The sequence below is a fragment of the bacterium genome, assembly GCA_018814885.1.
GTDB lineage: Bacteria > Krumholzibacteriota > Krumholzibacteriia > LZORAL124-64-63 > LZORAL124-64-63 > JAHIYU01.
The window spans coordinates 1-19,540 of the sequence record JAHIYU010000102.1; the positions used below are offsets into that span (position 1 = coordinate 1).

Annotated in this window: 15 protein-coding genes and 1 tRNA gene; 7 read left to right on the plus strand and 9 right to left on the minus strand. The window is 67.4% G+C overall.

The features are described 5' to 3' along the window. The 4 genes from KJ554_06295 to KJ554_06310 form a co-directional block, all read right to left on the minus strand. On the minus strand, window positions 1-198 hold a 198-nt coding region (locus tag KJ554_06295), incomplete at its 3' end, for a dihydropteroate synthase (protein ID MBU0741942.1). Between the two features lie 29 nt (window positions 199-227). Next, window positions 228-2,156, minus strand: coding sequence for an ATP-dependent zinc metalloprotease FtsH (ftsH, locus tag KJ554_06300; protein MBU0741943.1), 1,929 nt, complete (start codon window positions 2,154-2,156; stop codon window positions 228-230). Window positions 2,157-2,291: 135 nt separating this feature from the next. Beyond that, the gene (tilS, locus tag KJ554_06305; GenBank protein MBU0741944.1) at window positions 2,292-3,758 is read right to left on the minus strand and encodes a tRNA lysidine(34) synthetase TilS; all 1,467 of its coding nucleotides are present in this window, start codon (window positions 3,756-3,758) and stop codon (window positions 2,292-2,294) included. A gap of 40 nt (window positions 3,759-3,798) precedes the next feature. Then, window positions 3,799-3,875: transfer RNA gene (locus KJ554_06310), tRNA-Met, on the minus strand. Window positions 3,876-4,014: 139 nt separating this feature from the next. On the opposite strand from KJ554_06310, the gene ilvC reads away from it, so the two are divergent. The 6 genes from ilvC (at window position 4,015) to glgP (ending at window position 11,757) form a co-directional block, all read left to right on the plus strand. Beyond that, window positions 4,015-5,079 carry a ketol-acid reductoisomerase gene (ilvC, locus tag KJ554_06315; protein MBU0741945.1) on the plus strand — a complete coding sequence of 355 codons (1,065 nt, stop codon included), beginning with the start codon at window positions 4,015-4,017 and terminating at the stop codon, window positions 5,077-5,079. Continuing rightward, window positions 5,076-5,771, plus strand: a complete 696-nt coding sequence (locus tag KJ554_06320; protein MBU0741946.1) for a YIP1 family protein — start codon at window positions 5,076-5,078, stop codon at window positions 5,769-5,771. The genes ilvC and KJ554_06320 overlap by 4 nt, the downstream gene beginning before the upstream one ends. Window positions 5,772-5,787: 16 nt before the next feature. Next, window positions 5,788-7,044, plus strand: a complete 1,257-nt coding sequence (locus KJ554_06325; GenBank protein MBU0741947.1) for an efflux RND transporter periplasmic adaptor subunit — start codon at window positions 5,788-5,790, stop codon at window positions 7,042-7,044. After that, window positions 7,044-8,273, plus strand: coding sequence for an ABC transporter permease (locus tag KJ554_06330; protein ID MBU0741948.1), 1,230 nt, complete (start codon window positions 7,044-7,046; stop codon window positions 8,271-8,273). Before KJ554_06325 ends, KJ554_06330 begins: the two co-directional genes overlap by 1 nt. Further along, window positions 8,266-9,519 (plus strand): ABC transporter permease, encoded by a 1,254-nt coding sequence (locus tag KJ554_06335; protein MBU0741949.1) that lies wholly within the window; start codon window positions 8,266-8,268, stop codon window positions 9,517-9,519. The genes KJ554_06330 and KJ554_06335 overlap by 8 nt, the downstream gene beginning before the upstream one ends. 96 nt (window positions 9,520-9,615) lie before the next feature. Then, window positions 9,616-11,757: an alpha-glucan family phosphorylase gene (glgP, locus tag KJ554_06340; protein ID MBU0741950.1), complete on the plus strand. Its 2,142-nt coding sequence runs from the start codon at window positions 9,616-9,618 to the stop codon at window positions 11,755-11,757. A 96-nt stretch (window positions 11,758-11,853) separates the two neighbouring features. Here glgP and KJ554_06345 read toward each other — a convergent pair whose 3' ends face one another. Beyond that, the gene (locus KJ554_06345) at window positions 11,854-12,618 is read right to left on the minus strand and encodes a toll/interleukin-1 receptor domain-containing protein (protein MBU0741951.1); all 765 of its coding nucleotides are present in this window, start codon (window positions 12,616-12,618) and stop codon (window positions 11,854-11,856) included. Between the two features lie 530 nt (window positions 12,619-13,148). Here KJ554_06345 and KJ554_06350 point away from each other — a divergent pair. Then, window positions 13,149-14,297 carry a methyltransferase domain-containing protein gene (locus tag KJ554_06350; GenBank protein MBU0741952.1) on the plus strand — a complete coding sequence of 383 codons (1,149 nt, stop codon included), beginning with the start codon at window positions 13,149-13,151 and terminating at the stop codon, window positions 14,295-14,297. Between the two features lies 1 nt (window position 14,298). Here the strand turns inward: KJ554_06350 and KJ554_06355 are convergent, their stop codons facing one another. The 4 genes from KJ554_06355 to KJ554_06370 are packed head-to-tail and all read right to left on the minus strand — an operon-like array spanning window position 14,299 to window position 19,458. Then, complete coding sequence (locus KJ554_06355; protein MBU0741953.1) at window positions 14,299-15,117, minus strand: hypothetical protein; 819 nt, start codon at window positions 15,115-15,117, stop codon at window positions 14,299-14,301. A 9-nt stretch (window positions 15,118-15,126) separates the two neighbouring features. Next, complete coding sequence (locus KJ554_06360; protein MBU0741954.1) at window positions 15,127-15,321, minus strand: hypothetical protein; 195 nt, start codon at window positions 15,319-15,321, stop codon at window positions 15,127-15,129. A 1-nt stretch (window position 15,322) separates the two neighbouring features. Next, window positions 15,323-17,275, minus strand: coding sequence for an alkaline phosphatase family protein (locus tag KJ554_06365; GenBank protein MBU0741955.1), 1,953 nt, complete (start codon window positions 17,273-17,275; stop codon window positions 15,323-15,325). Next, on the minus strand, window positions 17,272-19,458 hold the full coding sequence (locus tag KJ554_06370; protein MBU0741956.1) for an alkaline phosphatase family protein: 2,187 nt from the start codon (window positions 19,456-19,458) through the stop codon (window positions 17,272-17,274). Before KJ554_06370 ends, KJ554_06365 begins: the two co-directional genes overlap by 4 nt. Window positions 19,459-19,540: the final 82 nt, after the last annotated feature.

Here is a 19,540-nt window from a genome sequence, read left to right on the forward strand (position 1 = left end):
CACGTCGAGCAGGTCGGCGCCGGCCGCGGCCATCTCGCGGGCCATCGCGGCGGCCCGCGCGGTCCCCGCGCGCGAGGGGGCGTGGAAGCTGTCCGGCGTGACGTTGATGATGCCCATCACCAGCGGTCGCTGCGCGTAGTCGAGCACCCGCTCCCTCAACCGCCAAAACGCGGCGGCGCCTTTGCCGGGCGCCGCCATTTCCGTCTCATCCAGGTGTCGAGGCTCGCTCAAGGCCGGGGCTCCTCGTGCGGATCGTCCGGGGCCGTGCCGGCCTCGATGGGCGCCGCCGTCTCCGTCGCGGTCTCGCCGTCACCGTTCGCGTCGTCGACTGGCAGGTTCACCACGGGCGCGGGCAGGGGGGTGCCCGCCATGATCATCTCGACCTCCTCGCGGGAGAGGGTCTCGCGCTCGAGCAGGGCCTCGCCCATGGCTTCCGCCTCGTCGCGGTGCTCTGAAAGCAGGGTGCGTGCGCGTTCGAGCTGTTCGTTGATGATGTGCGTGACCTCGTCGTCGATCAGCTGCTGTGTGCGTTCGCTCAGGGTGCGCCGGCGCCCGTAGTCGCGGCCGAGGAAGATCTGCTCCTGGCCCTCTTCGTAGGCGATGGGCCCCAGGGCGTCGCTCATGCCGAGCTGGGTTACCATCATCCGCGCGATGTTGGTGACTCCCTTGATGTCCGCATAGGCGCCGCCGTGGATCTTGCCGATGAAGAGCTCCTCCGCGACGCGGCCGCCCAGCGCGACGCAGATCTTGTCGATCAGCTTCTCCTTGCTGGTGTGGTGCTCGTCCTTGTCGGGGGGCATGAAGGTGATGCCAAGGGCCTGCCCGCGCGGTATGATCGTCACCTTCTCGGCGGGGTCGGCGTGCTCGCAGAGCATCGAGAGCAGGGCGTGGCCGGCCTCGTGGTAGGCGGTGATCTTCTTGTCCTCCTCGCTCAGGATCATGCTGCGGCGCTCAGGGCCCAGCATGACCTTCTCGCGGGCCTCCTGGAAGTCCTCCATCCAGACATCCTGGTGATCCTTGCGGGCGGCCAGCAGGGCGGCCTCGTTGACCAGGTTCTCCAGGTCGGCGCCGGCCAGTCCGGGCGTGCCGGCGGCGATCTTGCGGGAGGAAACGTCGTCGCCCACGCGGATCTTCTTCATGTGCACCTTGAGGATGGCCTCGCGCCCGTTCAGGTCTGGCATGTCGACCACGATCTGCCGGTCGAAACGACCGGGTCGCAACAGCGCGGGGTCGAGCACGTCGGGCCGGTTGGTCGCGGCGATCAGGATGACGCCGTCGTTGCTCTCGAAGCCGTCCATCTCCACCAGGAGCTGGTTCAGCGTCTGCTCGCGCTCGTCGTGCCCGCCGCCGAGGCCGGCGCCGCGGTGGCGGCCGACCGCGTCGATCTCGTCGATGAAGATGATACACGGGGCGTTCTTCTTGCCCTGCTCGAAGAGGTCGCGCACGCGCGAGGCGCCCACGCCCACGAACATCTCCACGAAGTCCGAACCGCTCATGCTGAAGAAGGGCACGGAAGCCTCGCCGGCGACGGCCCGGGCCAGCAGCGTCTTGCCGGTGCCGGGCGCGCCCACCAGCAGGGCGCCCTTGGGTATGCGCCCGCCCAGCCGCTGGAACTTCTTTGGATGGCGCAGGAACTCGATGATCTCCTCGAGCTCGACCTTGGCCTCGTCGCAGCCGGCCACGTCCTGGAAGGTGATCGTGGGCTTGTCCATGTTGATGAGCTTGGCCTTGCTCTTGCCGAAGCTGAAGGCCTTGTTGCTGCCGCCCTGCATCTGCCGGATGAAGAAGAGCCACAGCACCAGGATCAGCAAAAAGGGCAGGTAGTAGGTGACGATCACCGACAGCCAGCTCGTCTTCGGCGTGTCGCCCTTGAGGAAGGCGTCGGGGTTGTGCTCGTGCACCCATTCCGGGAAATGGGGATCCTCCGCCAGCAGCACGATCTCGAAGCGCTGGACTTCGGGCGAAGTGCCGTTCTCCAGCATGATCGGGACCTTCTGGACGAGCTCGCCCTGGACGGTCGATTCCGTCTTGGTCAGCGAGCGGATGTTGCCCGCCTCGACCTGCTCCTTGAACGCGGTCCAGCCGATCGGATAGACCTGCTCGCGGTCGATGGACATCATCTGGAACGCGAGGAACACCAGCAGCAGCAGAAGCATCCAGAAACCCACCGTGCGTCCTGGCATCGCGGGGCGTCGCCCGTTGCCGGCGCCCGGGAAGGAGGGCTTTTTCCTGTCGTTGGCCATGGATCTCCCATCGCATGAAGACGGTTCGCCTGCGGACCGGCGTTCGGGTCACCGGGACGGTGAACGATTCGATTCGCCACGTGCGCCGGCCGCGCCGATCCCACGAACCAGCAGTGTAACCGCCGCCGCAGTTGACGGCAACAACCGGGTGCGCTCCGCCCGGACCAGCCCGACCAGCCACAACGGGCCCTCGTCGTCCTCGACGAGCACGACATCCCGTCGCGCGCGGATAGGCACCTCGAACTCGCGCAGCAGATCGCTGACCTTCTTGTGGCCGTGCATGCCGAACGGCACGATCCGGTCGCCGGGACGCCAGCCGCGCAGCCGGGGTTCGCCGCGGAGCGCTTCGTCGGGCAGGGTCAGGCGCCATTCGTGCGGCCCGGAAACCGGACTACCCAGCTCCGGTGCTGGGCGGGCGATTTCTTCCGCGGTGGCGCGTCTGACCGAGAGAGACAGCGCGGCCGTCGGTGAAATCTCGTCCACGATCCGCGGGGGCACGAATACCAGACGGTCGAAATCGCGGCACGCCCGCCAGCCGTCGATCAGATCGACGCAGCTGCCCGAGCGGCTCTCCGGCAACCAGTCCAGCAGCCGGACGACGTGCGCCCGCTCCAGGTCGGTCTCCACGCCGCAGCGCTCGCGCAGGTGCATTCTGACCAGACGGGAGGCCAGGGGCTGGGACATCTCCGTCAGGACGTCCACGGGCAGGGAGTCCCCGTCTCCCTTGGCCAGGATCCCGTCCAGCAGGCCGCCGGCCGCCTTCTCCAGCTCCGCCACGTCGTCGTCGAGCAGCTGTGCAAGACGCAGCGGCGCGGTGGTGACGGACTCGCCGAAGATCGCCCGCGCCACCGGCAACAGCTCGTGGCGTACGCGGCCGCGCGCGTTGGACCCGTCCTCGTTGGTGGGATCGCCGCGCCAGGCCTGCCCGCTTTCGGCCAGGAAGGCCTCGATCTCCGCGCGGTCGGTCACCAGCAGGGGATGGATCGTGCGCCCGGCGACGGGCCTGATGCCGCGCATGCCCTCGGCGCCGGCGCCGCGGAAGAAACGCATGACGAGCGTCTCGAGCTGGTCGTCGCGATGGTGGCCGGTGGCGCAAGCCGCCAGGCGCGGTTGCGCGTCCAGCACGGATGCGAGATGCCCTCTGCGCAGCCGGCGCGCCGCCTCCTCGAGGCCCGCGCCGTCTCGGACGCCGGGACCGCGGGGATCCTCGCGGTGCACGTGCAGGGGTACGTCGAGGCGCCGGCAGATCTCGTCGCAGAAGGCTTCGTCCCGGTCGGCCTGGTCGCCGCGCAACAGGTGGTTGACGTGGGCGGCCGCGACGGGTTCGCCGACGCGCGCGCGCCGGGCCACGGCCGCCAGCAACAGGGCCACCGAGTCGGCGCCACCCGAGAGGGCCACCAGGACCCCCAAACGGCCGGAGCCCGGACGGGCGCCCGTGCCGACGGCGGCGACAAGTGTCAGCAACCGGTCCAGTTCCGGAATCACCTTGCCGAGAAATGTGTCTCTGTTGGACATGGCGTGTACGTCGCCCCGGAGCAGCGTGGGGCAAAAAAAATGGTAGCGGCTCAGGGACTCGAACCCCGGACACTCGGATTATGATTCCGATGCTCTAACCAGCTGAGCTAAGCCGCCACCGTTTCTATTGCGTTGTCCCCTCCAGGAGCTTCCCGGGAGGGCTCTCAATCTAGCGAGGGACGCATTTCTTGTCAAGACGGCGCGGTACCCATATTGTCCTGCGTAAAGGTCCGGCCGATCGGCAATGGAGGTGGAGATGGCTGGCGCGAAGGGAAGCGACGAACAGCGGGACGTCTATGAGGAGAGCGAGGTTACGCTCGACCCCCTGGACGGCCGCACGGTCGCCGTGCTCGGTTACGGCAATCAGGGGCGGGCCCAGGCCCTGAATCTGCGCGACAGCGGGATCGAGGTCGTGATCGGCGCCCGCGCCGGCGGCCGCGGGCACGGCCGCGCGCGCGACGACGGCTTTGTCGTGCTGTCCTTGCCCGACGCCGCCGCGCAGGGGGACGTGGTCATGGTCCTGCTGCCCGACGAGGTCCAGGGCCGCGCCTGGGGTGAATGGCTGGCGGACGCCTTGCGTCCGGGCGCGGCGCTCGGCTTCTCCCACGGTTTCGCCGTCGCCTTCGGCGAGATCGCGCCCGCCGACGGGATCTCCTGTTTCCTGGTCGCGCCCAAGGGACAGGGCGACATGCTGCGCGAGGCCTACGCGCGCGGCGGCGGTCTGCCGGGCATGCTGGCGGTCACCGAGGGGTCGCCGGACGGGACCTGGGCCCTCGCGGCGGCCTATGCCAAGGCGATCGGTTGCCTGCGCGGCGGGGGCTTCCGCACCACCTTCCGCGAGGAATGCGTGGCCGATCAGTTCGGTGAGCAGGCGGTACTCTGCGGCGGGCTGGTGGAACTGGTCCGCGCGGCCTTCGACACCCTGGCCGCGCGCGGCTACAGCGCCGACAACGCCTATTTCGAATGCGTGCACGAGGTCAAGCTCATCGCCGACCTGCTGCACCGGCACGGGCTGGACGGCATGCGGCGGATGATCAGCCCGACGGCGGCATACGGCGGCTTGACGCGCGGACCCCGGCTGGTGGACGATGGCGTCCGCGAGCGGATGGGGCAAATCCTGGACGAGATCGAGAGCGGCGCATTCGCCCGGGAATTCCTGGCGGAGGCGGCTCGCGACGAGCCCGCGGCGCTGCGTCTCGCCCGCGCCGAGGCGGGCTCCGGCATGGTATCGACCGGCCGGCGGCTGCGCGAGAGGCTCGACGCCTTGGGGTTGGACGATCCGGGACCCGGCGATCCGCATACCCTGGGAGGGGATCAATGAACGACTCGGTGCTGACTCGTTTCTGGACGATCATCTTCAACCCGTCCGCGGCCATGGCGGCCGTGCGCGAGAAACCGCGCGTGCTCGTGGCGGCGCTGGCCGTCATCCTCATGATGGGCTTCTTCACCGCCGCCACGCTCCACATCGCCGGCCCGGAGCAGGTGGATGTCATGCGCGACACCCGCATCGGCCGCATGATGCCCCCCGAGGACATCGATAAGATGTACGACGACTACCTGAACCTGACCACCGTCGACCGCGTCAAGCAAGCCCTGCCCAGCGGTTTCGGCGGCGCGGCCACCGTCTTCGTCCTGGGTCTGGTCTTTCTGCTCTTCGGCAAGCTGGCCGGCGGGCAGGGCACCTTCGGGCAGGTGATGGGCGTGGTCTTCTGGTCGAACGTGGTGTCCTTGGGCTACGCCTCGCTGATCAAGTGGCCGCTGGTGCTGGCCAAGGGGTCGATGATGCAGGTCTCTCTGGGCCCGGCGGTCCTCGTGTCGGGGCGCGGCGTCCTGGATCCCCTCTTCGGCCTGCTGTCGATGTTCGACGTCTTCACCATCTGGGGCGTGGTGCTGATCGTCATCGGCTTCGAGAAGGTGCACGGCTTCGCCCGCAACAAGGCGGTCGTGGCGGTCGTAGCGACCTGGCTGCTGGTGAGTCTCGTCATGTTCGGCATCGGCCGGCTGTTCATATGATCCGTGAGGAGCTGACGTGAAGAAATGGTTGATCATCGGGGCCGTGATCGCGGTGGTGGGTCTGATCGCCGCCAACCTGCTCAAGTCCGACACCAAGGCGACGGAAGTCGACCTGGGCACGATCGTGCGCAAGAACCTGGTGGAGACGGTCACCGCGTCGGGCACCCTGACGCCCAAGCGCAAGGTGGATGTGAGCGCCAACACCATCGGCAAGGTGACGCGCCTGGCCGTGGCGGAGGGCGACCGCGTCGTGGCGGGGCAGTTCCTGCTCGAGATCGACCCCACCGAGTACGCGTCGGTCATGCGCGGCTACCAGGCCGCGGTGCGCACCGCGAAGGCCGACCTGCAGGTCGTGCAGGCCACCGTGGCGAAGACGCGCCAGGATCTCTCGCGCGTGCGCAGCCTCTTCGACTGCGACCTGAAATCGCAGGAGCAGCTCGAGGCGGCCGAGACCAACCTGAGCGTCGACGAGGCCCGCGTGGCGGCCGCCGAGGCGCGCTTCAACCAGGCCGAGGCCAGCCTGGACAAGGCGCGCTACGACCTCGACAAGGTCACCATCACCGCGCCCATGGGCGGCGTCGTCACACGTCTGAACGTGGAAGAGGGCGAGAACGCCATCATGGGCACCTTGAACAATCCGGGCACCGTGCTGCTGGTGATCGCCGATCTCGCGACCATGGAGGCGGAGGTCGACGTGGATGAGACCGAGGTCGTCAGGATCGCCCTGGGCCAGGCGGTGGGCGTCGAGATCGACGCCTTCCCCGACACGACCTTCGTGGGCGTGGTGACCGAGATCGGCAACAGCCCCATCTACACGAGCACCGGCCAGAGCCAGCAGGCCGTCGACTTCAAGGTCACCGTGACCCTGACCGAGCAGGTCGCGGGCGTGCGGCCCGGTCTCTCGGCCGAGGCCGAGATCACCGTGGCCGAGTCGGACAGCGCGCTGGCCGTACCCATCGGCGCCGTGGTCATCCGCAAGTGGCCGCCCGAGGAACGCCCGGGCCGGCGCGCGGCCCGCGGCGCGGCCGCTCCGGACAGTGCGGCGCGGGACAGCGTGCAGCGCGAGGAGCGCGAGGGCGTATTCCTGGTGACCGCAGGCACGGTCGCGTTCCGGCCCGTCGAGCTCGGCATCACGGGCGAGGAGGATTTCGAGCTACTCTCGGGCGTCGAGGCGGGCGACCGGATCGTGACCGGCCCCTTCCGCGAGCTGCGCGGGCTGGAGCACGGCGATGCGGTGAAGGAAGCCAAGAAGAAGCGCCGGGACCGGGACTGATGAATCTCTGGGAAGGCGTACGCATCGCCCTGGCCAGCCTCTGGACCCACAAGCTGCGGACCCTGCTCACCCTGCTCGGCAACATCGTCGGGACGATGAGCGTGATCGCAGTGGTCTCGCTGATCAACGGCGTGGACATCTACGCCAGACACAAGGTCCTGGACGAAGGATCGAACGTCTTCACGATCTCGCGGGTGAACTTCTACGACATCCTGACCGACATGGACGCCTTCCTGGAGTCCCTGGAGAACCCCAAGCTGACGCTCGACGACCGCGCGTACCTGGGCGAGCGCATGACCCGCGCCGCCAGTGTGGGCGCCTCCCTCGACCGCAACGCCGATCTGCGGGCCCAGGGCCGCAACTCCCGCGGCGTGACCGTCCGCGGCAAGACCGACGACTATTCCCTGCTCGAGGACCTGCCCCTGCACGCGGGAAGGCACCTGACCCGGCAGGACGTGGCCGCCAGCCGCCAGGCGGCGGTTCTCGGCTGGGACATCGCGCGCGAACTCTTTCCCGATCTCGACGACCCGTCCGGACGCACGGTGAAACTCGGCAAGCGCCACTTCCGGGTGGCCGGCGTGATCGAGGACCGCGGCACCATGCTCGGCAGCAGCCGCAACCGTTTCGTGATCGTGCCGATCACCGCCTACCTGAAGCTGTTCGGCTCCCGGGAATCGATCGACATCAAGGTCTCGGTCGCCGACCTGACCGGTATGGCGGAGGCCCAGGACGAGGCGCGCCACTACATGCGCCTGCGCCACAAGCTGCGTCCCGCCGAGGAAGACGATTTCGGCATCGTGACCATGGATGAGCTGCTCTCGCTGTGGTCGGGCATCTCGGGCGCCATCTACAGCGCCCTGGTGCCGCTGGTGGGCATCAGCCTGGTGATCGGCGGCATCGTGCTGATGAACATCATGCTGGTCGCGGTCACCGAGCGCACCAGGGAGGTGGGCATCCGCAAGGCCGTGGGCGCGCGCCGCACGGCGATCCTGTGGCAGTTCCTGGTGGAGTCGATCACGCTGTCGGTGACCGGCGGCGTGCTGGGCATCAGCTTCGGCCTGGGGCTGGCCCTGCTGATCACCGCGGTGACGCCGCTGCCCTTCGCCTTCGCCTGGTGGTCGGTCGTGCTGGGTCTGGCGGTGACGTTCGTGATCGGCCTGATCTTCGGCACCTACCCGGCGTGGAAGGCGGCCGGTCTTGATCCCGTGGAGGCTCTGCGACGTGAGTGACCGCGTGGACATCAGCGGCCGCATGCATGCCGGCGAGGGATTCGCACAGGCCTTCGCCACCATCCGCGGCCACAAGCTGCGCAGCTTCCTGCTGATCCTGGGCGTGGCCATCGGCGTGGCGACGTTGTTGGCCATGTTCACAATCGTCACCGGCCTGAGCGGACGGATCCGCAACGACATCGTGTCGTCGGCCAAGCCGTACCTGTACATCGCGCGCTACCACGGCCTCGGCGGCGAGGACATGGAGGAGAAGCTGCGCCGGCCCCAGCTCATGCCCGAGTGCATCGAAGTCCTGGCCGAGGTCGGAGGTGTCGACGGCACGGATTACATGATCTCCAGCGGCCGCGCCACGGTGCTGACCTACGGCAAGGAGCGCACCAACCTGGTGCAGGTCTTCGGCGCTTCGGCCGACTTCCACAACCTCTACTCGTTCGGCCTCGGGGAAGGGCGTTTCTTCACGTACGAGGAACAGGACGCCCGCCGCCGCGTCTGTGTGCTCGGCGCCGGACCGGTCGAGACCCTCTTTCCCAACGTGGACCCGGTGGGCAAGCGCCTGCGGATCTTCGGCGTGGACTACGAGATCGTCGGCACCATGGAGAGCCGCCGCCACATCTTCGGACAGATGGGAGACAACTGGGTGGTCGTCCCCTGGCCCACCTACGAGAAGGATTTTTCCAACAAGGAGTTCGATGACCGTACGGTGGCGGTGACCGTGGCCGACGGCTACGACAGCGACGAGGTGGCGACCGACGTCACGGGTGTCCTGAGGCGTGTGCGCGGGTTGCGGCCCGACCAGGAGAACGATTTCGAGGTGGTGGCCTCGGAGACCTACGGCGAGCTGGTGGGCAAGGTGACCCAGGCGGTGGCGCTGGTGCTGGTGGTGATGTCGTCGATCGGGTTGATGGTCGGGGGGATCGGCGTGATGAACATCATGCTGATCTCGGTCACCGAGCGGACGCGGGAGATCGGGGTGCGCATGGCCGTGGGGGCGCGGCGGCAGGACGTGCTGCGACAGATCCTGGTGGAGTCGGCTACGTTGACGGGAATCGGGGGCGTGGTGGGAACCGTGCTGGGGTATCTGATGGCCTGGGGGGGGACCAAGGTGCTGGCGTTCCCGTTCGGGTTCAATCCCTTCGTGGCGGTGGGGGCGGTGGCGTTTTCGGCGAGCATAGGGATATTTTTTGGGATGTATCCGGCGAATCGGGCGGCTAAGATGGATCCGATCGAGGCGTTGAGGCATGAATAAGGGAAGCCGCCACGCACGCCGCACCATTCATGCGCAACGCCAGTGCATGGTGCTTCCAAAGTTCCCATGTCCCGACTCGATGGAGTGGTGATCCCCATGAACGACCAGCAGCGTATCTTCCCCGGCCTGCCGGCACGCCTCGTCGGCCTGGAGGATCTGGCCGAGAATCTCTGGTGGTGCTGGCATCCGCGCGCTCGCATGCTCTTCAAGATGCTGGATCGGCAGGCCTGGAAGCAGAGCGGGCACAACCCCGACCGGATGCTGCGCGATCTGTCCGGCGAGGTGTTGTCCGCCGCTGCAGCCGACGCCGAGTACCTGCACCGTTACGATGAAGTCATGTCCGACTTCAACACCCACGTGAGCGGGCAGCATTGCCGTTACCTGGATTACGCGCAGCGGAACCACAGTTTCGCCGTGGCCTACTTCTCGGCGGAATATGGCCTGCATCGTTCGCTGCCCTTCTACGCGGGTGGCCTGGGGTTCCTCGCCGGTGACTATCTGAAGGAGTGCAGCGACCTCTGCATCCCGCTCGTGGCCGTCGGCTTCATGTATCCGGAAGGTTACCTGCGTCAGCGGCTGGGTGAGGATGGCTGGCAGGAGGATCGGGATGAACCTCTCGACCGCGACGCCGCAGCCATCTCACGGGTCATGGGTGGTGACGGAAAACAACTCGTGGTCCGTGTCCCCTTCATGGACCCGGGGGTCCACGTGGCCGTCTGGAAGGTGAAGGTCGGGCAGATACCGCTCTACCTGCTGGACACCGACATTCCGGACAACGATCCCGCCAGCCGCGGGATCTGCGCCCGGCTGTACATCGGCGACGCCGAGCGGCGCCTGCGCCAGGAGCTCGTGCTCGGCCTCGGCGGTGCCGAGGTCCTGCGCGCGCTCGGCACCACGCACTACCTGCTTCATCTGAACGAGGGCCACGCCGCCTTCGCGCTGCTGGAGCGAATCCGCGAGCGCGTGGAGGCCGGAATGCCCTTCGACGAGGCGCGTGAACAGGTCCGCAACACCTCGATCTTCACGACCCATACGCCCGTGCCGGCAGGCCACGACGTGTTCCCGAACGACCTGATGGAGAGCCACTTCCACGCGTACTGGCCGTCGCTGGGTCTCGATCGTGACACCTTCCTGAGGCTGGGCGCACACCCCGACCAGCCGGACGCCGGCTTCAACATGTCCGCCCTCGCCCTGCGGCTCTCGGCGTTCGCCAACGGGGTCAGTCGCCGCCATGGCGAGGTCTCGCGCCAGATGTGGCGGAGCCTGTGGCCCGATCGGCCGGTCGCGAACGTCCCGATCACCCACGTCACCAACGGCGTGCACGTGCCGACCTGGATCGAGCCCAAGATCCAGCTCCTTCTGGACGAGTATCTCGGCGCCGACTGGCTGGACCGGCACGACGCCCCCGAGCTATGGGACGCGCTGGACCGGATCCCGGATGAGGAGCTCTGGCGGACGCACTACTGGCTGAAGATCAAGCTCATCGACGCGATCCGCGAACGCGCCCGGCAGCGCTTGCTCCACGACGGTGCCGGGCCGTCCCTGGTGATGGCGGGCGGCGCGCTGCTGGATCCCTCGGTCCTGACCATCGGCTTCGCCCGCCGCTTCGCCACCTACAAGCGGGCGACCCTGATCTTCCGCGACAGCGAGCGCCTGCAGCGACTGCTGAACGACCGTCGCCGTCCCGTGCAGTTCATCTTCGCCGGCAAGGCCCACCCGGCCGACGACCCGGGCAAGCGGCTCCTGCAGGAGCTCGTAGACATGGCCCGCGCCCCGGCGTTCGGCGGCCGCATCGCCTTCGTCGAGGACTACGGCGAGCAGCTGGCCCAGTATATGGTCCACGGCGTGGACGTGTGGCTGAACAACCCCCTGCCGCCGCTCGAGGCCAGCGGCACCAGCGGCATGAAGGCCGCCATGAACGGGGTGCCCCAGTTGAGCATTCTCGACGGCTGGTGGGAGGAGGGCTACGACGGCGAGAACGGCTGGGCGATCAGGCACGAGGAGAAGGACGGCGATGGCGATCGTCTCGACGCGGAGGAGATCTACCGGACCCTGGAGAGCGACATCGTCCCGCGCTACTATCGCGTCGATGCCGCCGGGGTACCGATCGAATGGGTCAAGACCATGAAGGCCGCGATGCGCGGCGCCGGCGCCCGGTTCTCCGCCCGGCGGATGGTCAGGGAGTACACGGAGAAATTCTATACCATGGCCTTGAAGGAGGTCGCGTCGCTCGAGTAGGGGCTGGCGGGATCGTGTTCGCGGAGGGGATGGCGGTCCAGATCGTCGGGTGCCGACTCCTGGGCCTGCGCCGGCACGCGGGGTGCGGTCCGCACGCTAACCCTCCTCGCAGCTCCTGGCCTCGACCGGCTCGCATATGAGCCCGCGCGGACACGGTCGTACGCGTCTTCCGTAGATCTTGCGGACGAGCCGGCATCCGGACAGGGTGAATTCGTATCCCCACTGGCCGTGTTCGTAATATTCGTGGAACACGATCAGACCGGCATCGGCCAGTTTCATCTCGCACGCTTCGCCCACGGAAATCCTGTCCCACCGGTAGAAGTTCTCGTAGTACTGGCAGAAGAGAGACACGAGACGCGCAGAGAGGCCCGGGATCGGGTCGATCGTGATTCCCGTGGGGTACCGTCCGACCGGATCGCCTTCCCGGCCGGGCGCGTGAGCGTCTGCCGCCCGGCGCAGACATCCGAGCAGGCGTCCGAAAGCGGCCTCGTATCCCTGATCTTCCGTGAAATCGGTACAACGCTTCCTGTTCAGGCATGCAGGCAGCTTGCACGGAGACCTCAGGAGGGGGAGTACCTCCACCTCGCTGTCCACGACATCGGATGCCATGGCCCTCTCGAGCTCGTTCTTCGCCATGTCCGAGGCGACGATTGCCGGAGTCAGGATGACGGCCCAGAATGCGGCAGCGGCGATGCCCTCTCGTATCGTGGCCATGTGAAAGGCTCCGAAGAGGCTCTCCGCCTCGAAGGTCGAGACCTTCGCGCCGGCGTTCTCGAGATCCCGGGTCAGACGACATGCGAACTCCCGGTCGGCGCGTGCGTGGCTCAGGACGAGCGCCGTTGGATACGTACGGACAGGCATGCTGCCACCCCCCTCCTGGGAACAGAGCCTTCTCGCGGACATCACGGATGCTTCTGCATCCGTTTCAAACAGGCCCGATGATGTCACGATGCCGGTCGTCGATGGAGGCCTTCAAGGTGGGGCCGGATGGAGGCCGCGTGGCGGATACGGAGTGGTGTGCGGGGTGGGATCCGGTGGTGTTGCAGGTGGTTCGTCGGGCCAGTCGCGGTCACGGCATCGACCCCCCAGGCGTGCGACCTTCAACGCACCGGTCATGATGACCTCCGCTCCGACAGATCTCCGTCGACATGATAAGATCGATATCGCGATGTGCAAGCCGCGGCGCCGCGGCGGGAATCCATCCCCTGACGCCGCCGACCCGTACGGCGGTAACCGGGCCGACGCATGGCATGTCTTATGCGATGCCGGACACGGCACGGACTATCAACAGCAGCCCATAGAACGACGTGGCAGGATCATCAGCATGACAGCGGATCTTGATCGAGCTGTGCCCGCATCGAAACAATCACCATTACACAAGGAATAAAGGAATGTTGGCACAAATACAGTCCATTCCCGATGAGATCAACACATTGGGTGAATGTCTGTTGGAGGCCAATCAAATTCAGGATGCCCTGGCGCTTTTCGAACTCGCAGCCAGCCACGAACCCGACAATGGCCAATTTGCCAACAATCTGGCTATTGCCCGCTTCCAGTCGGGAGGCTTGACCGGCGCCGTTTCAGGCCTGGAGACCGCACTGCGCTGCGGAGGAGACCGCCGGCTATTTGCTTTGAATTATGCCGACCTGGCCCGCACCCGACCGCGCCTGCTGCGCCGCGGGCTGGAAGTTTGCCGGGACTATCTGGAGCAATGCGGCCAAGACGCCGAAGTGTCGACAGTGGCGAACCTCATCGAGCAAGAAATCGAAACGGCCCACAAGGAGTTTTACGATGCCTTGGCAGCCACGCCGCTGCACGCCAGGTTGAAGGTCAACGGCGCGGCGGAGCCGCAGCATCTCGTCGAGATGGGAGAGAAACTCGCGGATTGCATCCAGGAGAATCTGGAGGGTCTGTCCGAGGCCCGCACCGTGCTGGATTTCGGTGTCGGTCTGGGACGGGTCCTGTGGCCCCTTTCGCAAAGACTGCCCGGGGCGCGGTTCATCGGTTTCGATGTGGATCCCATGATGTTGGCCAGCCTGGCCGGTGTCGATGCCCTGTCAGACACCGAATACGTCTACACCACCCACGACATTCCCGACAACAGTGTCGACGCGGCCTATGTGATTTCGGTGTTCACCCATCTTGCCCGCACCACCGACTACTGGCTGTGGGAATTGAACCGGGTCCTGGCGCCGGGAGGTCGTGCCTTCATCACCTACCACGACGAGACGCTCTACGATGAACTCCGTAAACGAGTCGGCGGAACGCTTACCTTCACCGGGCGCACGACCGTGGGGCGTTGTACCGAAGGTTCCACGAACATGGGGACTTACTATGAAACCAGGGAATGGGAGCGTACGGTGGGCCGTTTCTTCAAGATCATTCGCACCGTGCCGCGCGGACTGGGCGGGCATCAATCCTTTTCGGTGCTGGAAAAGGGCGAGGCGAGGGTCGACTCGCTGGACATCCACCGGATCTACATGAGGGACCTGGAAACGGAGTTGTACAGGATGCGGGACGAGGCCGGCCTCGAAATCTGACTTACATCTCGACCTTCAGCACACGCTTGAATAACAGCCCGCCGACGACCGACAACAGGAAGAACCCCCACAGCCACACGGGCAACCCGGCCCAGTCGTCGTCCCGCCGCGGCAGCTCCACGCGGATCGCCGCCAGCGGCGCGCCGTCGGGCAGGGGGATCTCGGTAGGATTGAGCAGAAGGTGATGCCAGCCGCCGCGCTCGCGCGCACCGGCCAGCCGATCCCGATCGCCGGCCGGCGCCAGGAGCTTGGCCCAGCGCGTCGCGCCGTCGGTCACCGTCACTTCCCGGGGCGTATCGGCCGTGGCGCGCACGCGCCACCAGACCTCGCGGTTCGCCCGGTCCACGAGCGGGCCGGCTTCCACGTCGAGACCCGTCTCCGCCTCCAGCGCCAGCCGCGACAGGACATCCTCCTGCCCCTCGACCACCCGGGCGCTGACCAGCGTCGTCTCTCCCTCACGCAACCCCCGCCGCTGGTACCGGGCATCCAGCTGCACCACGATCACCAGCACCGCCGGCAGCAGGACCAGCAGCGCCGGCAGCGAGGTCGACAGGTACCGCATATTGGCCTTGAACAGATCCCACTGGATACGCATCAGGATCCCGAGGTGATCCTGGTAGAGCCCCATCTCGTACAGATGCCCGGTCAAACGCCGCCGCCGCTCCGATAACGCCGTCTGGTTGGTCGTCACCTTGAACAGCCACAGCAGCAGCACGCCGGCGAGAGCCGAGACGACGGCCAATGCCGGCCAGCCCGCGGTGCCGAAAGGCCGCAGCAGCAGGTCGAACAGTCCGGTGAGAGTTTTGGCCAGCCAGTCCACGATCATTCCCTACGAGATGTACCCCAGCCCCTGCATCCGCTTGCGGATCTCATCCTCCGAATCCCCGCCCTCCTCGAACTTCGCGACCTCGCGCTCGAGCACGTGTTTGACGAACTCCTCGGGCGACGCGTAGCCGGCGATGCCGGCGTACTTGCGGATCTTCTCCATCAGTTCCCTGTCGATCTTCAATCTGGGCCCAAACATCTCATTCTCCTTCGAATATCGGACGGCCGACCATCTCCGGCAGCGGTTCGAGCCCGAACAGCGACAGGAAGGTCGGCGCCAGGTCCAGCAGTTCCGGGTCGTCCTTGGTGATTCTGCGGTTGGTGACGATGACGCCGGGCACCTCGTCGGCGGCCATGCAGTGGTCGCCGCTCCACTTCATCATGTTGTCCGCGAAGACCGTCCCGGGGACCTCGCCCAGGGCCGACTCGTTCGACCCCCGGAAGCCGGCGTAGTAACCCAGGATGATGTCCGGCGCGCTGGCCGTCTGCGGCCCGGAATAGATCTCGTCGGTGCGGTAGGCGTACTTGATCGCGCGCTTGCCCGTCAAGGGATCCGTCACCGCCTCGAGCTTCTCCTCCAGCTCCCGCAGCAGCTCCTCGCGTTCCCGCCGGGGGTCGACCGTGCCGCGCCTCTCCCGTCCCCGCAGGTTCAGGTACAGCCCGTTGATACCGATGGCGTAGGCCCGCGTGCGGCGCCAGTCGATGCCGGCCAGGTACTCCACCTCGGACGGGTCCACCCCGGTGCGCAGGTTCAGGTAACCGTTGTCCAGCAGCCAGCGGTTGACGTGGAAGGAGCGGTGGTACGGCGCGAAGCCGTGGTCGCTGATCGCCAGGACCAGGGTGCGGTCGTCCACGTGTTCCAGCGCCAGGCCCAGGGCCGCGTCGCAGGCCTGGTAGACCTCGCGGATGCGGTGCTCGTGGCGCTCGGCCTCGGCGTCGTGCATGGGCGAGTCGGGATCCATGTTGCGCCAGAAGGTGTGGCAGGTCTGGTCGGGGCTGTTGTAGTAGAAGAACAGCAGGCCGCTGTCCAGCGCGGCGAACCGCTCCAGCTCGTGGGCGAACTGGGCGGTGCGCTCCGCCAGCACCTCCGAGGACTGGGACACGTAGTCGTCGTCGCCGAAGACGCGCTCCTCGAGGGCCTTGGTGTCGTCGGGCAGTCCCTGCGTGTAGTAGGGGCCCAGCGCGCGGGCCAGATCGCGGCTGTAGTGTCCGGGCGTGCTGATGGGCATCTCCGGGTTCGCCGGGTCGATGTTGATGGGCGTGACGTAGAGGCGCAACGCCGGCGATGTCTCCATCAGGTAGAAGCGGCACACGCCCGAGACCGATTTCAACAGGGGCACCAGCTCGAAGTCCAGCGTCAGCCACGCGCTCCACTCGCCCTCGCGGAGCAGGAAACGCGTGCCCTGCACCTCGCAGAGGGCCTCGCCCCTTTGGCGGTCCAGCACGACGGAAAACGGGATCGTGGTCTCGGGATCGCCCGCGCGGTAGCTGTTCACCGGCCCGAAGAGCTCCGTCTCCACGCGCCCGCGTCGCACGAGGACCGGCACCACGCGGCCGCCCGACAGTTCCGTCTCGCCGGTCGGCGCGTCCGTGTAGTAGGTGAAGATGCCGTAGGTGCCCAGGATGTCCGGCGTCCCCATGCCGGACAGGGAATGCACCTCGCAGTCCACCGGCGGGAAGTTCGAGGGCACCTTGAATATCGTCACATCGATGCCCGCTTCGGCCAGCGGCTCCCAGAACGCGAGGCCCTGGCGCAGGTTAAGCACCTCGCCGCTGCCGCGCGGCAGCTTCCAGCCGCCCACCTTCCACCAGCGCTGCGGCGCCATGGCCTGGGCCGCGGACAGGTACGGCATCAGGGTCTCCGGATCGCGGTGGATGAAGTCGAAGATCCCGTGGCCGCCGGGATTCATGCCCGTGATGAAGTTCGACCAGGCCACCGGGGACTGGGGCGGGATGGCCGTGCCGAGGGTCTTGTAGTCGCCCTCGGCGATGAGCCGGTCGAAATTGGGCATTACGCCCTCGGCGCGGTAGCGATCGAGCAGCTTCGGGTCCATCCCGTCGAAGCCTATGCAGAGAACCTTGGGCGCGGCGCCGTAGACCATGCCGGCCAGCGCCAGGATCGCCAGCAGCGGGACCGTCACGCGGGCCTTCACTTTTCACCTCCGGTCGGCAGCAGGCTGCGTCCGCTCATCCAGGCCGGCCGGGAGACCCCGAAGAGGTCCAGGATGGTCGGCGCCAGGTCGAGCAACGACGGCCGCGTCTCGGCGAACGGCAGCGACGAGAAGAGGATGCCCGGCACCAGGCGCGGATCGACGCAGTGGTCGCCCGACCAGCTGCGCGTGTTGTCCTCGAAGACGCGGGCGGAGACCCGCCCCACGGCGGCGTCCCACCCCGTGCGCCACCCGATCTTGAAGCCGATCACGATGTCCGGTCCGTTCTCGACGTAGGGGCCGTGGTAGCAGTCTCGACCGTCCTGCACGTCGTTGACGCAGGGCGTGTCGAGGTCGTCGTCGCGCAGCTCGCGCAGCGCGGAAACGAGTTCCGCGCGCAGCGCGTCGGCCTCTGCGGGCGTCACGATGCCGGAATGCTCCCGGCCCTTCAGGTTCAGGTAGAAGCCGCCGAGCCCGTTGGCGTAGGCGCGCGTGCGCGCCCAATCGATCCGCGTCGGCTCGACGGTGGCGCCGTCGGGCACCGGCGGCGGCGTTCCTTCGGCCGGATCGTCCTGAAGGTACAGGTACCCGTTCTCCCGCAGCCAGGTGTTGAGGTTCACGCCGCGGCGGAAGGGTTTGAAGCCGTGGTCCGAGATGACGAACAGCACGTCTCCCTTTTTCAGCTTGTCCAGCGTCCGGCCCACCAGCGCGTCGGCCCGGTCGTAGAGCTCGCGGATGGCGTGGCGATGCCTCTCGGTGTCCTTGCCGGCGTTGGCCGGGTGGTCGTCGTCGAGGTAGCGGAAGAACATGTGCTGGATGCGGTCGGTGGCGTCGAAGACCACCGAGATCGAACCGCTGGGCTGGCGGTCGAGCACGTGGAAGAACTGGCGTTCGCGTTCGGCGTGGATCTCCCAGGCCTGGTCCAGGAAACCCTGTTCGTCGAGCACCCGCTCGTTCAGGGCCCAGGTGTCCTCCGCCAGTCCCAGCGTGGCGAACGAGCCGTGCAGCTTGGCCAGGGCGATGGCGTAATGGGGCGGGTGGGAGATGGACATGGCCGGGCTCTCGGGGTCCAGGTGGACCGGCGTCACGTAGAACGAGAACGGCGTCTCGAAGCTGGTCACCCTGAACTTGCAGATGCCCTTGGCCGTCACGCCCGGGCCGCCGCTGAACCTGATCCGGATCCAGGGGGAGTTCACGTCGGGGCCGAGGGAGAAGGTCTGACCGTCCACGGCGAAGGTGGCGCGCCTGGCGGCGCTGTCCACGGTGGCCTTGATCGACAGGCTCATCCGGCCGCCGGCGGGGTGGTCCGGTCCTACCAGCGTGCCTTCATAGGCGGCGCCGTTGCGGGTCAGCCGGTTGCGCACGCCCCCGATCGTCTCCTCGTCGGAGACCGGCGCCACGCCGGCGGCGGCGCCGTCGCCGGGATCGGCGCTGAACCAGCTGAAGGTGCCCTGGGTGCCGCGCAGGTCGGGCACGCACATGGCCGACAGCATCTGGCCGTCCACCTTCTCGGGCGGGAAGGTGATGGGCACGCGCAGCACCGTCGCCTTCACGCCGTTCTCGCCGAGCACCTGCCAGAAGGCCTTGCTGCGCCTGAGTAATTCTATGTGCGGCTTGCCCACGGGGATGCGCCAGGGGCCGATGCGCAGCAGGCGCCCGCCGCCGCTGATCTTCGTCGACGAGAGCACCGGCAGGTAGGAGCGCAGGTCGCGGTTGAGGAAGTCGAAGATGTTGTGGCGGCCGGCGTCGACGCCCGTGGCGAAACCCGACCAGGCCACCGGCGACATGGCCGGCGTGGTGGTGGCCAGGGGACGGAAGCCCCCCCGTGCGCGCAAACTGCGGAAGTTGGGCAGGCGCCCCTCGCGCAGGCCCTCCTTGACCAGGCCCGGATCGAGCCCGTCCAGTCCGAGCACGATCACGCGGCGGACGCGGGCGCGGCTCAGGCGCCGGCGGCTGCGCAGGACGCGCACCAGGGTGCGCAGGGGCCACAGCAGCAGGGCGCCGCAGGCGACCAGGATGCCCGCCAGGCCGAAGAGCAGCGAACCGCCCAGGGCGAAGCCGGCGCCGGGGCCGATGTACGCCAGCGCGGGGGAGGCCCAGCCCAGCAGACAGACGGCACACAACGACGCGACCGCGGTCCGGTCGCGAGAGCTCGTCTTGTTAATGGAGTACCGATGGTCTAGCATGCTGATTCGGCTGCAGAATCCCTGGCTGCGGGTGATGGATGCCGATCGGAGCCCGAGCTCTAATGATAGGTCCTGCGGATGA